Source organism: Tenacibaculum ascidiaceicola (assembly GCF_047470925.1).
Classification (GTDB): domain Bacteria; phylum Bacteroidota; class Bacteroidia; order Flavobacteriales; family Flavobacteriaceae; genus Polaribacter; species Polaribacter discolor.
In genome coordinates this window covers 234,447-248,097 of the sequence record NZ_JAZKJP010000008.1, presented here as the reverse complement: position 1 = coordinate 248,097, position 13,651 = coordinate 234,447, and the positions used below count along the sequence as shown (strand labels likewise).

The 13,651-nt window shown below is 28.5% G+C and carries 17 protein-coding genes; 15 read left to right on the top strand and 2 right to left on the bottom strand.

Features of this window, described 5'->3' with window-relative positions:
- The first annotated feature begins 439 nt into the window (after positions 1-439).
- From VBY68_RS09615 to VBY68_RS09580, 8 genes are all read left to right on the top strand, one after another.
- The gene (locus VBY68_RS09615) at positions 440-1,072 is read left to right on the top strand and encodes an Abi-alpha family protein (RefSeq protein ID WP_415269586.1); all 633 of its coding nucleotides are present in this window, start codon (positions 440-442) and stop codon (positions 1,070-1,072) included.
- A 359-nt stretch (positions 1,073-1,431) separates the two neighbouring features.
- Positions 1,432-1,776: a hypothetical protein gene (locus tag VBY68_RS09610; protein ID WP_415269585.1), complete on the top strand. Its 345-nt coding sequence runs from the start codon at positions 1,432-1,434 to the stop codon at positions 1,774-1,776.
- Between the two features lie 136 nt (positions 1,777-1,912).
- The gene (locus VBY68_RS09605; protein WP_415269584.1) at positions 1,913-2,620 is read left to right on the top strand and encodes a DUF3667 domain-containing protein; all 708 of its coding nucleotides are present in this window, start codon (positions 1,913-1,915) and stop codon (positions 2,618-2,620) included.
- A 16-nt stretch (positions 2,621-2,636) separates the two neighbouring features.
- Complete coding sequence (locus VBY68_RS09600; protein ID WP_099214137.1) at positions 2,637-2,987, top strand: hypothetical protein; 351 nt, start codon at positions 2,637-2,639, stop codon at positions 2,985-2,987.
- A 78-nt stretch (positions 2,988-3,065) separates the two neighbouring features.
- Positions 3,066-3,998, top strand: a complete 933-nt coding sequence (locus tag VBY68_RS09595) for a hypothetical protein (protein WP_415269583.1) — start codon at positions 3,066-3,068, stop codon at positions 3,996-3,998.
- A gap of 190 nt (positions 3,999-4,188) precedes the next feature.
- Positions 4,189-4,386, top strand: coding sequence for a hypothetical protein (locus VBY68_RS09590; protein ID WP_273695388.1), 198 nt, complete (start codon positions 4,189-4,191; stop codon positions 4,384-4,386).
- 176 nt (positions 4,387-4,562) lie between these two features.
- The gene (locus VBY68_RS09585; RefSeq protein WP_415269582.1) at positions 4,563-4,724 is read left to right on the top strand and encodes a hypothetical protein; all 162 of its coding nucleotides are present in this window, start codon (positions 4,563-4,565) and stop codon (positions 4,722-4,724) included.
- Between the two features lie 193 nt (positions 4,725-4,917).
- Positions 4,918-5,073, top strand: a complete 156-nt coding sequence (locus VBY68_RS09580; RefSeq protein WP_415269581.1) for a hypothetical protein — start codon at positions 4,918-4,920, stop codon at positions 5,071-5,073.
- Between the two features lie 166 nt (positions 5,074-5,239).
- On the opposite strand, the gene VBY68_RS09575 is transcribed toward VBY68_RS09580, so the two are convergent.
- A complete protein-coding gene (locus VBY68_RS09575; protein WP_415269580.1) occupies positions 5,240-5,419 on the bottom strand; it encodes a hypothetical protein in 180 nt (59 codons plus the stop codon).
- A gap of 326 nt (positions 5,420-5,745) precedes the next feature.
- On the opposite strand from VBY68_RS09575, the gene VBY68_RS09570 reads away from it, so the two are divergent.
- Positions 5,746-7,482, top strand: coding sequence for a leucine-rich repeat domain-containing protein (locus tag VBY68_RS09570; RefSeq protein WP_415269579.1), 1,737 nt, complete (start codon positions 5,746-5,748; stop codon positions 7,480-7,482).
- A 70-nt stretch (positions 7,483-7,552) separates the two neighbouring features.
- On the opposite strand, the gene VBY68_RS09565 is transcribed toward VBY68_RS09570, so the two are convergent.
- Positions 7,553-8,152: a leucine-rich repeat domain-containing protein gene (locus VBY68_RS09565; RefSeq protein WP_415269578.1), complete on the bottom strand. Its 600-nt coding sequence runs from the start codon at positions 8,150-8,152 to the stop codon at positions 7,553-7,555.
- Between the two features lie 243 nt (positions 8,153-8,395).
- Between VBY68_RS09565 and VBY68_RS09560 the strand changes: the two genes are divergently transcribed.
- The 6 genes from VBY68_RS09560 to VBY68_RS09535 all read left to right on the top strand — a co-directional run bounded on the left by VBY68_RS09560 (position 8,396) and on the right by VBY68_RS09535 (position 13,574).
- The gene (locus tag VBY68_RS09560; RefSeq protein ID WP_415269577.1) at positions 8,396-8,881 is read left to right on the top strand and encodes a GNAT family N-acetyltransferase; all 486 of its coding nucleotides are present in this window, start codon (positions 8,396-8,398) and stop codon (positions 8,879-8,881) included.
- Positions 8,882-9,021: 140 nt separating this feature from the next.
- Positions 9,022-9,399, top strand: coding sequence for a nuclear transport factor 2 family protein (locus VBY68_RS09555; protein WP_415269576.1), 378 nt, complete (start codon positions 9,022-9,024; stop codon positions 9,397-9,399).
- A gap of 46 nt (positions 9,400-9,445) precedes the next feature.
- A complete protein-coding gene (locus VBY68_RS09550; protein WP_415269575.1) occupies positions 9,446-10,072 on the top strand; it encodes a hypothetical protein in 627 nt (208 codons plus the stop codon).
- Positions 10,073-10,214: 142 nt separating this feature from the next.
- The gene (locus VBY68_RS09545) at positions 10,215-11,048 is read left to right on the top strand and encodes a hypothetical protein (RefSeq protein ID WP_415269574.1); all 834 of its coding nucleotides are present in this window, start codon (positions 10,215-10,217) and stop codon (positions 11,046-11,048) included.
- 21 nt (positions 11,049-11,069) lie between these two features.
- Entirely contained in the window at positions 11,070-12,665 is a 1,596-nt protein-coding gene (locus tag VBY68_RS09540) for a serine hydrolase (protein WP_415269573.1), read from the top strand.
- Between the two features lie 90 nt (positions 12,666-12,755).
- Positions 12,756-13,574: a bifunctional helix-turn-helix domain-containing protein/methylated-DNA--[protein]-cysteine S-methyltransferase gene (locus tag VBY68_RS09535; protein WP_415269572.1), complete on the top strand. Its 819-nt coding sequence runs from the start codon at positions 12,756-12,758 to the stop codon at positions 13,572-13,574.
- The last annotated feature ends 77 nt before the right edge of the window (positions 13,575-13,651 follow it).

The following is a 13,651-nucleotide window of genomic DNA, read 5'->3' as shown; positions in this document are numbered from 1 at the left end:
TCGACCTGATTAGGCTTGGGGTGGCGACCTGATTAGGCTTGGGGTGGCGACCTGATTAGGCTTGGGGTGGCGACCTGATTAGGCTTGGGGTGGCGACCTGATTAGGCTTGGGGTGGCGACCTGATTAGGCTTGGGGTGGCGACCCGATAAAAAAGTTACACTTTTTTATCTTACTTTTTTTATATTTGAGAGTGTTAATAAAATTGCTATATCTTCCATTTATTCTACTTTGCAAGATGTGTATTGGTAATTTTATTATGAGGATAAATAAGTTGTAAAACATTTAAGACAAACATAACGTTGAATGAAAGAAGTTATTGAAAGCCTTAATTTAACCAAGGAAATACTGAATAAAATTGAAAAGTTTATGTCCAAATTGTTAGGACCTTCAATTACTGAATTTGGCGAATTATTTGCCGATAATGTTAAATTTAGAAGATTGAAAAATCAAGTCAGAATTTTCAATAAAACAAGAGAGTTACTTGATAAAAATGGACTTGAACCACGAGAATTAAACCTTAAAACATTAGTACCATTAGTAGAAAAGTCATCTGTTGAAGATGATGAATTTTTACAAGATAAATGGGCAAGTTTGATTGCAAACATTTCAACCACACCAGAAAATGGTTTAGAACCAAGATTGATAAATACTCTTTCATCGTTATCTTCTTTAGAAGCAAAAATATTTGATTTTATTTATGAAGATTTGGATGTTCAGAGACAATTAAAATTAGCAAGATTATTAGATAACAAATACAAAAAATATACTCTAGAAGATATAAGTATTGATGACATAATTATTTCCTTCGAGTCTGTAAAAGATGGATTTAAATTGGATGAAAAATTCACTAAAATTTATATTGACAACTTAGAATCACTTGGACTTTTACGATATGAAGAACCACAAATAGATATAGATGATGGCTCAACTTCTGCTGACTTTGATGATGACGATGAAGATAATCCAACAGTTGACTTAAATTTAGATTTATCTGCGAATTATACGAACTCTGATGATTTTCATATTACTGAGTTTGGAAATTATTTTATTGAACAATGTAAATCGAAATAAAAACGTTTTACGACAATGTATAACTGCAACTACGGCAGTTTTGACTGTATCTGAGTTAACCTGAAACTACTAATGTCAAAAAGTATTAGATTTACTCCCATTACTTATAGTTAATATGAAACCTTCAGCTACAATTTTCAAAAATCAGCTTAATTAAATTAAATCTCCTAATAAAACAAACCTCTATCATACTTTAATTTATAAAAAAAACAATGTTTAACGAAATAAAAGGAATTCTCTTTTTTATATTTATTTTTCTATGTATTGGCTCAATTGGGCTCACAATTCTTGATTTAGTTAACAACCGTTATTTCAAAGAGTTTGAGAACATTAAAAGCTTAAATAATAAAGAAAAATATATGGATATAGACTATCTTTTAATAAAAGAAACGTGGGATAGAAATGTAAATACAAGTGAAGGAATTAGATTTGATATTGAAGGTACATTATTAAGTGATGGTTCTAATTTAAAATTATCAGTTGGTTTTAAAGAATATATCGACTTTAACCTCAAATATCAACCTTTATATAAAAGTAAATTAACAGGATATTATTTTTTAAAAGACGCACCTAAAGAATATTATAATGGAAAATATAGAGGTATGTACGCTCTAATCGTTCTTAAATTTGCTTTTTATTTTATTATAACATTCTTAATCTACAGTTTAATTAAATATATTAAGAATAGAAAGTATAGGCTATAAAAAAATGAATAATAAAAATTGAATGAATAAATTAAAGGTCAGTTATAAATCGAAAATTTAGTGCATAAAATTCGCTACTTTTCATATACAAGACCGTTGGCAAAAATAAAATCAGAACACTTAATTAAAGAATTAAATGAATTGTATTTCCTGTAATTTTGAACACAATGAAAAATATTGTCCAAATTGTGGTGAAAGAAATGGAACTAAAAAAATAACTTTGAGTTCAATAGTTGAAGATTCATTTTCATCTATTACAAATATGGATAAAGGCCTTTTATTTAATATAAAAGCACTATTGCTACATCCAAGAAAAATTACAATTGACTATGTTTTAGGAAAAAGAAAAGGGATTCTTAACCCTATTTCGTTTCTAATTCTTGCTATTACCATATATATAATTGTAATAACCTTTTTTAAGGTACCAAAAGAATTAGTCGAAGAAAATAGTATTACAAAATCTAAACTTAAAGAGACAGGTAATTACGTTGGACTTTTCATTAGAACTTACTTGAAGTATTTTTGGGTATTATGCATAATTCCACTAGGAATATCATTAAAACTATTTTTTAGAAAATATAATTTAATAGAACATCTAGCTATAAGTTCATTTATAATTGGACAAGCTACCTTAATAGGAATTTTAAGCTACTTAATTTTCAGATTTCCATTAATTTTAGATCCAGTAGTTTATCTAGTCATTCTATGGTTAGTTTATAGAATATTTAAAAATAATAACGATAGAATTGAAGCAATTCTAATATCAATAACCGTTTTAATATTATTCATAATTCAATTAATTATAATTATTGGAATAATTGGAGGAATAAAATACTTTTTCTAACAATGGCTATAATTCAATGAAAAACAACTCCACAATATCATCCAACAAATTCTTTCTTGGAGAAGGAGAAGGTGGAATTTATTCTAACATAACGATTGAGATAAAAAAATCAGAACAAGCAACTATAAATCGTGGAGCTAATATTCAATTACAAGATGAAGAGATCTTAAGAGCAATTGAAAAAGAATTTAAAACGAATTGGATTGAGAGATATAAAAAGGATGAAATTTATCTGGAAATTATAATTCTAAATGTTGGAATCGATCCGACCGGACGAAAGTATAAAGTGGATAATTCTGTTGGAGGAGTGATGCATGATGCACTGCCAAAAATTGGTATTCAACCGCCTCAGATATTTGGATTGTAAAACACAAAAAAAGTAGCTAACAAAACCTAAACTGCATTAAAACACAGTTTATCTAAACCGCTCTACACAATTTAACAAATGAAAAAACTTACAATAATTTTAATTCTAGCTTTTACTGTATTTGTTTCCTGTAGGCAGAGTAAACAAGAAAAACAACAAGTAACTCCTGAAAAGTCTGAGTTTACTGAACTTATAAAAGAAGATTACGAACTTTATAAGCCAACAAAAGAAATTAAAGCGGTTTTAATTCTGTTTGGAGGTTACCCAGAAGTTGCTAAAGACATTAAAAGAGAGTTTAAAATTCTTGATATTGCTAGAAAAAATAATATTGCGGTTATACTTTCCAATCTTAATCAGAAATTATGGCTTGAAGAAAACGAAAAACAACAACTTGCCAAAAGCTTACAGAATATAATTACAGAAAACCAATTGCCAACTGACAATATCTTTATTGGAGGCTTTTCTAGCGGTGGAGTTGTTAGTCTTTTAATAAGCAATTATATTGTTGGGAAGAAACAGTTCTATATCGATCCAAAAGGGGTATTTATAGTAGATTCCCCAATAGACTTAGTTGCTCTATATGAATCTTCAGAAAAAAATATAGAACGAAACTTTTCAGAGCCTGCAATTCTAGAAAGTACTTGGCTATTAGAAACATTAGGTAATAACTTTGGCAACCCTAAAGATAGTATTAAAAAATACGAGGAAAAAGCTGTATTTACCTCTAGTACAGACAATATTTCTAACATAGAGAAACTAAAAAATACTAAGATTAGACTTTATACCGAACCTGATACTCTATGGTGGAAAAAGAATAGAATGGCTGATTATGACCAAATGAATGCTTTCTATATCAAAAAATTATATGAGAGTTTAAAAACTAAAGGTTTTAATAATGTTGAGTATATACCAACAACTAACAAAGGATATAGAGCAAATGGTGAACGACATCCTCATAGTTGGGCTATTGTAGACAAAAAAGACCTAATAAACTGGATATTGACAAAATAAACACTGGATACAACTATAATTATAGAGATAACTTTTCCTGTTTTGTTTCAATCATCTCTATACTTCTTTAAGAATAGTTATTTGTTATATCTCTAACAAACAAGGTTTTACCTTACTTTTCTTATGGTTTTTTCCACTTCTTAATTTTGATTTATTTATAAGTTTGATAAATTTTAAAACAACTTAAATTATGTTAACAAACATTTCAAACTTAGGTACTGTCCTAAACAAGTCTGAACAGAAATCTATTAACGGAAAAGGTGATGATTGTTACTCTACAGGTGGTCATGACTGTGAACCATTTAATAATCCAAACTATTTCAACTGTTTAAGAACATGTGCTGGGTCTTGTTCAGGAAGCGGTCAATGTTTTACAATGATTAAGTAAAAAATAAGTGAGCTTCTGCTCGCTTTTCTATTTCTCCAAATCCTATGATTACTTCTTTAACTCTAGTTATTTGTTAAATTTAGTTAAGTAAGGAATTGCCTTACTTTTATTACGGCTTATTTTGTTTCTCCATTATATTTTATTACTAAGTTTAGTAAATTTTAAAACTCAAAATTATGTTAAAGAACATTTCAAACTTAGGTGCTATTTTAAACAAAAACGAACAACAATCTATTAATGGTAAAGGGGAAACATCTTGTCCTTCAGGATATTGCTTAAATTGGAGTGGAGGTTGTACACATATAGCTAGTGCTCCCCTTGATGATTGCGTTAATTAATATTATTAGTCCTCGCCCACCGAGGACTTTTTTATTATATAACTATTATTCATAAAAACATAGTAAGTTCTTTTCAACAATAACTAATTGTTAAATTTAGTTAAGTAAGGAATTACCCTACTTTTATTACGGTTTTAAAGATTCCTTCATTTTTATTTATACCTAGTTTTGATAAAATTTTAAATTAAAAATTATGTTAAAGAACATTTCAAACTTAGGTTCTGTTTTAAATAAACAAGAACAACAATCTATTAATGGAGGAACAACTGAATGTCGTTATCTTCCTCTTCCTTGTGATGAAGATCATGAATTTGACGAAAACTGTAGATGTGTTCCAAAAAAAATATAACTAAAGTTAAATAGCGAGCTTCGGTTCGCTATTTTTTTGGAAAAGAGTTTATATTTTTAATGTATTTCTAAAATTGTTTTTTGAAAAAACTTCTAAATAACTAAGCATAGTTTATAATACTATAAAAAGAAAAGCGAACCGAAGCTCGCTAAGCTCTATATCTTTCTTACACGCATATATGACAACCATCAGCCATAAATTGACATTTATCAGCTCCCGCACATCTAAAGACACTTCCAGGAGGAGCATCAGGTAGACATTCATAGCATTCATTACCATTGCTTCCTTTAATTTGTTTTTGTTCAGACTTGTTTAGAACTTTTCCTAAGTTTAATAAATTTTTCATACTAAAATTTTTTACAGTTATTTGAAACTGTGAACATTTAATGGCACTCACAGCGTATGCCAATTCTCCGCGAAAAAAACACCTTAAAATACGCAAAAAATAATATAAACACCTATAAACCAATACTTATCTAGACTTTAAAGCAGAAAAAAAGTTTTATAAACTCTTCAAAACTAATAGTTTTTTTATCTGAATTAGTGTAACCTCTATATAAAAGATCACTTTTTTCTTGTGTTTATTTTTTATCTTTGAATCAATAAAATTGCAAAAAACCTATACATATTAATATGTAGACAAAGTGTATATACCTTACACCATAAATAGCTATGCCTCATCAATTAAAAGAAAAAGATATTTTAGATTTATCACATAAATCTTTAAAAAAAGTACCAAAAAGTATCCTAAACAACCCTAACCTAAGAGAACTTAATTTAAGTAATAATCAACTCTCTGAATTACCTAATTTTATTACAGAGTTAAAACATTTAGAAGTTCTTAAACTTAGAAACAATAATTTTAAAACTGCACCAGAGCTAATATTACAATTAAAAAATTTAAAAAGCTTATCACTTTCAGAAAATCAAATTGAAATTATTTCTGAATCATTTAGTAGACTAACAAATTTAGAAAAATTTGATATTGGTGCTAATCCATTGGTTGAATTTCCAAAATGGATTAACAAATTATATATTTTAAAAGATCTGGGAATCTACAGTCTTAATTTAGACCATTTGCCTGAGGTAGTTTTACAAATAAATTATTTAGAAGCCCTTTCTTTAGATGACAATAACTTAGTTACACTACCAAACTCTATTGATAAATTAAGATATTTAAAAGAATTGTGGGCAGAAGGAAATTGCTTTGAGTATTTACCTGAAAGTTTTGGCAACCTACATCAGTTAGAAAGGGTTAATCTTTCCTTTAACAATATCAAACGACTTCCTGAATCAATTTGTAATTTAAAGCGATTAAAATTTTTAAGTATTAGCGAAAATGATATTCGAGAATTACCTCATCATATAGGAAAGCTTAATCAATTAACAAACCTAGACCTTAGTTATAATAGAATAACTTCTTTACCTAAATCATTTTCGAGTTTAAATATCGAGCGTTTGGAGGTATGGTTTTATGGAAACCCATATAATGAAACTACAAAAAGACAAATAAAAAGTTTATTTCCTGAAATTGATGATTCAGAACTGGAAAAAGAAGAAGAAGTTTTAATCTCTAATAAAGAAAAAACTACATCACAAAATACAATACAAAAAGACGTTGATAAGAATAGCTTTACGGTGTTTTTTATTTTCATAACTATAATAATTATTCCTGTCTTTTTTATTCTTCTTACTAAGATATTAGATACTGAAGACCCTATAGCAAAAGCTACAAAAAAAGCATATAGTGAGTATAATACCGTTTTTACTCTTTATAAAAAAAACCGTGATAGTATACTAAAAAACAACAGTACTATTTATATTTACACCAACGACACTTCCAAATTAAAAGCAACTTTTTATCCTAATTTGGAGTCCTATACAAACCAGTATATTTCTTCTTATTCAAATACACAAGCAAAAACAGATGCACTCAAAAAATTCTTACAAGACAAAAGCCTAGGTTATAAAGTTATATTAAACAATAACCGTGTAAGACTTATTCAAGCCACTTTATTCGATTCTATTTATACTGACTCTTCTATAAAAAAATACAGTCTCGTTGTCGATTATAAAATGAGTAAAGAAGAAATTGAACTCAAAAAACAGCGAAGAACGAAATACATGGATATTTTAAACAGACGTAGAGATACTGTGTTTAACTCTGAAAAAATAGTGCTTACAAGTAAAGAGCTTGCAGATAGAAGAATAAATAATGGATTTAAAAGAATTTTATCTCCTATTATTGATTTAAATAATAAGGAATATCATTTTTACTTTTCTCCTTATGACAATAATTTTTCAAAACAAGATTTTATGAAAGCCATCGAAGACTTTAAAGCCATGTATATAAAGACAGGTAATAAAAATATAGGAGAGATTAAAAAATTGGTTATTGAAACAGAATAGTTTTAATTTTTAACATAAAAAAACAGTCACTTTAAAGCGACTGTTTTTTGTTAGCTCTAATTAATACTAACTAGTACAACACAAAATCAATATTATTAATATCTGATTCTCTAAAAGCTCCAGTAATACTACCTTCTAATTTTTGAGGTAAAATTACCTTTTTTAACTTCTTGCTATCTTTAAAAGAATCACTTCCTAAGGTTGTTATATGTTCTGGAATTGTAAGTTCTTCAAAATCATTCTCAGCAAAACAATCGTTATACAATGTAGTTACTGACTCTGGTAAATCTATACTCGTAAGCGCATTACCCACAAAACAAAACATATGAATTGTTGTAATTGATGCTTCAATAACAAGTTTTTCAATCTTATTTCTCCCAAAGGCTCCTCCCCTTATTTCTTTTACTTTTGAAGGAATTACCAACTCTTTTATTTCATTCTTATAAAAAGCATCTTCATCTATATACTCTAGAAACTTTGGTAAAACCACTGCTTTGAGTCCTTTGTTATCAAAAGCTTCCTTTAGTATATATTTTACAGGTTTATCGTTAATATTATCGGGTATCACAATATCAGTAGACTTTCCTGTATAATCTAAAATTGCAATGCCTCCATTAAGTTCTCTAAAAGAATAATTTTCATTTTTTAAAATAGCAACTTGTTCTTCCATTTTTATTTGATATGATGTTTTATTGTTAATTACAAGTATCAAATGTATATGGTAGGTAGTTACCTATAAAAAGTAGTTTGTTTTCGTAGCAATTGTTTTTATATTCGTAATTATACTTGCTAACCCTGTTTACAAATCAGATATACAAAATTGCGATAATTAGATTTTTAAAATTCAAATCAAACAGCTACTTACAACTGTGAATTGCTACTATTCTGAAAACAAATCCTAAAAAAATATTGTATGAAAATAATACTAACAAAATTCACAGAATCTGACTTTACCGATTATTTCAAACTCGTAAATAATGAAAAAGTCATGGAAATGATTACCGAAAGAGCTATTGAATTAGAGGAAGCTAAAAAGGACTTTGAAAAACTAATAGAAAATAACAGGCTTACACCAAGTTTCGGTAACTTCAAAATTCTTAATGAAGATACAAATGAGTTTTTAGGATTAGCTAAACTAAAAATAACAGAAGCTAACACTACTAAAGCTGAATTAGGATATATGCTTTTGCCTAAATACTGGGGAAAGGGAATTGCTAGTACTGTTGGAAGAAGATTAATTGAAATAGGTAAAAAACAAAATTCTTTAAAAAGAATTTTTGCAATAATAGACCCTAAAAATATTCCCTCAAGAAAAGTTTTAACAAATAATGGATTCTACTCAAAAGAGTTTAAAGATTTTGACGGATTACCCGGAGAGATACTCGAATTGAATTTATAAATGTGATTTGCATTTATAAATTCTAAAAAGAATATTAATTCATTAATACTAAAAACTAACATTCAACTATTTTTTGAGCAAGAATTAAAACCATACCTTTAGAGTAAATACATACGTAGTTTTAAAATAAATTTTATTTTATGAATAAAAGTGGAATAGCAAAAAAATATCTAGAATACCTAGAAAACGGAAATATAGAAAAGGTTATTGGTTTGTTTAGTAATAACGGAATTGTTGAATCTCCTATCTATGGAATTAAAAAAGCAGATGTGTTTTATCGTGAATTAAATAATGACACTTCTAATTCTGAACTTTTTCTAAAAGGAATTTTTGAACAAAATGATTCTAACAATTTGGCTCTTTACTTTACCTATAAATGGACTTTAAAAAACAATGAAAAAGTAGAGTTTGATGTAGTTGATATTATTGAACTTAACTCTGAAAATAAAATAACGAAGCTAAAAATAATTTACGACACAGTTATTTCTAGAAAGTTAGTCAATAAATTAAGTGAATAAAACTACAATTAATCATTAAAAATATTACCTATTAAAGTAATTAAAAATGCTCAATTTTTTAAAGAAGATATTTAGTAAATATACTAAAAAAGGCTCCTTTTTTAGAGCTACGAGCTATGAAATAGATAATATGATTTGTGGAATTGGAGAAGCTAGAATCTTAGAAAATCAAATTGAAGTTTTAGCATACCCATTTAAACCGTCAGTTGTGTTTCCTAATAAAAAAATTAAAGCTGATGAAATAACTGCTATTTGCCATCAATCCTATCCTCCATTAATTAAAATTGGTGATGAAGTTATATTTATCTCTCGAGAACATACCAAGTCACTTAAAGAGTTTACAGAACAAAACAACATAGCTACTTTTAAAGAAACAAAAAACTGGAACTGGTTATTAGAACCATACCTAGATACTACTATTACTCCAGAAGAAGACATTAAGACAACCCAATTACTAAATAGGCATGGTATTTCAACTGTTGAAATAACACAAATAAGAAACGAAATAGGGAAACAAATGTATAAATACAATTACGACACTATGCTTTGGGATTGGTTTAGTTTAGGGTTACCAGATGTTTTAGCTGCTATGAGAGTTAAGTATGATGAAAAAGAATTTGCTGATTTTTATAAAAAAGCAATGGAAATTGAGCTTAGAAATAAAAACAAATAACATGCCCTAACAATGTATGACCGCAATTACGGTGGATTCGACTACGTCCGAATCCACTCGGTAATTACTAACACTATTTCTTAAACAAAATATGTAACTTTAATACCGTAACAACAGTTATACAAATACGTTAAAAAACATTTTGAAGAATCCTCATAAAATAATAAAGTTTAATTCTGGTTCGAAATTCAAAGAGTCAAACATATATTTATTATCAGAATTAAAACCAGCTGGAACTAAATTGATTTTAGAACCTAAAACAGAATTAATTGAACTCTTAAAGTTGACATTATTTGATTTGCTTTTAAAACAAGTACTGGTAATTAAAAAAATACTAAAGAAATCTCATCCTAGAGATCCACATTTGAGAGAATATACAGTGGTAGAAACTGGAAAAAACTACTCGACATATAAACCAAACAGTTTCGAAAAACATTTTACAGAGAAAATTGATGAGGATAGCTATTTTCAACTGAGGTCGTATTTAAGAGTCATATTTAAAGAAATACCATCCGAATACAAGTATAAAAAAGAGATTATTCATGATTTAAAAATCGATGATTTTTTTAAAAATAATTTGGTTGTAAATACTTTTTCTTGGCTTAAGACTAGTCAAAAAGGAAATGAATTAAAAACCGATATTACGGAATACTTAAACAAAATAGATGAAAGCATAGGAGATTTAATTGATAAGAAACCTAACAAAGCGCTTGAATTAATACTATTTCTTCAAGGAAATATCTTCCTACTCAAAAACTTAAACTTTGAACTTTTAGAGAAACTAAAATTAACTTCAAACGTATCTTCAAGTAATAATGAATATTACGGCGATTGGTTTGGAATCGACTTTATATATGATTCTGACTTATCTATTTCTGACTTATTTTCTGATATATCAGAGATATTTGATTCAATAGATGATTATTTTGACATTGGCTCTGGAGGAAGTTGGGATGCAGATTATGATTTCGATTAAAAATACTTATAACATCAATCTATGAAAAACATATTAATAATAAAGAAATATATGAAAATTATCAAGTTGACAATAATTACATTATTTGTTACATTAAATTCAATATTTGCCCAAGAAATTAATTCCTCTAAAATTGACGCTCTTGTAAACAGAGCATTAGCATCAACACCTTCTGTAGGAATTGCAGTCGCTGTAGTAAAAGATGGAAAAGTAATTCACTCTAAAGGATACGGAGTTAAATCTATTAAAAACAAAGAAAAAGTAGACGAAAACACTTTGTTTGCCATTGCTTCAAATTCAAAAGCATTTACGGCCGCTACCCTAGCCATATTGGTTGATGAAGGAAAACTGAAATGGGAAGACAAAGTAATTACGTACATTCCTGAGTTTAAAATGTACAACGATTATGTTACCGCTAACTTTACCGTTCTCGACCTTTTAACCCACAGAAGTGGTTTAGGACTGGGCGCGGGAGATTTAATGTTTTTTCCTGACGGTTCTAATTTCACCATTAAAGATGTAGTAAGTAGTTTTCAATATCAAAAACCAGTTTCAGCTTTTCGTACCAAATACGATTACGACAATCTTTTGTATATCGTAGCAGGAGAAGTCGTAGCTAGAGTTAGTGGTATGCCTTGGGCTGATTTTGTACAATCCAGAATATTTAATCCGCTAGGAATGAAAAATTCTGTTCCTATAAGTTCCAAATTAGCTAAAAATGCAAACCTAGCATTGCCTCATGATTCTGAAAGTGAAAAAATAAAACAATTAGCTACTTACGATAACGATTTGATTGCAGCTGCTGGTGGCATTTATGCAAGTGTACATGACTTAACAAAATGGATGCTTATGCAGCTAAATAATGGTAAATATGGCAAAGAGTTATCCAATGAATTATTTTCTGAGAAACAGCAAAGACAAATGTGGAGTCCTCATACTAACTTAAGGTTCACCACAAAACCTAACCCAAGAACCAAACAACATTTTGCAGCTTACGGTTTAGGTTGGTTCATTACAGATAAGCAAGGAAAAATTGTGATTAACCATACAGGTGGTTTACCTGGCATGCTATCAAAAACTGTTTTAGTTCCTGAACTTAATTTAGGAATTGTCGTTTTAACAAACTCCTTACCTGGCGGAAAAGCTTATAGTTCTATTCCTGAAACAATATTGGATTCGTACTTAAAGATTCAAGCAAAAGATTGGGTAAAAATATTAGCTGAGCAAGCAAAAGCTACTGGACAAGAATCAGATTCAGTAACTACCAAAGTTTGGAAAACAGTTGAGCGAAACAAATCCGTAAACATCAATTTAAACAACTACCTAGGAACTTATAAAGATAATTGGTTTGGTGAAGTAGAAATATCCTTAAAGAATGGAAGGCTTTGGTTTACTTCTAAACGTTCCCCTAAGTTGAATGGGCAAATGTTCTACTACAAAGCGACTACTTTTGCTGTAAAATGGGAATATAAAGATATGAATGCTGATGCTTTTGCTACATTTAATTTAGATGAAGAAGGTAAAGCTATTGGTATAAAAATGAAAGGCATATCTCCTAACATAGATTTTAGTTTTGATTTTCATGATTTAAATTTGAAACGAGTTGAAAATAAATAGGTTTTATTTCTCATATAACAGACTACACTCCTTTATCAGAACAGCAACAATCGGATTGAAAATTAAGTAAAATGAATTGACCTTTGTAGTATGGAAAATATATACCATTACGATATTATTGCAAAAGCAATCAAATTCATCAAAGATCACTACGAAGAACAACCTGATTTAGAGAAAATTGCAAATCATGTAAATTTAAGTAAGTTTCATTTTCAACGAGTCTTTAAAAAATGGGCTGGTATTAGTCCAAAAGATTATGTTCAATTTGTAACATTAGAAAAAGCTAAAGAATTATTGCGAAAAGGTCAATCTACTTTGGAAACCTCATATAATGTTGGGTTGTCAGGAAACAGTAGATTGCATGATTTATTTATTAAAATAGAAGCTTGTACTCCAGGAGAATTTCAAAAAAGAGGAAAAAATTTGAAGTTCTATTTTGGAGAAATTGAAACACCTTTTGGAAGTGCTATAATTATTGAAACAAAAAAAGGGATTTGTAACTTATCTTTTGATAATTTAAGTCTTGAAAAAATTAAGTCTGAATACCATCAGGCAATTTTTACTAAAGAACTACAAAATAACGGTAAACTTGTTCAAGAATACTTCAAAAACTGGAAAATTCCCACAACTCCAATTAATTTAGATTTACAAGGTACCCCATTTCAAATTCAAGTTTGGAAAGCCTTACTTCAAATACCTTCTTCAAATTTACTTTCATATAAAGATATTGCCGAAATGATAAGTAACCCCAAGGCTGTTAGAGCTGTTGGCAGTGCTATTGGCAAAAACCCTATTGCCTATTTAATTCCTTGCCATAGAGTTATTAAAAGTGATGGAAATATGGGGAATTATAGATGGAGTGCAGATAGAAAAATAATAATAAATAGTTACGAATCTGTAAAACTATAAGAGAATTTCTCACCAAAACTACTCCATAAAGCAAAATATTAAAACAGAATCCAACCCTTTAGTAATTTTTCAAAACT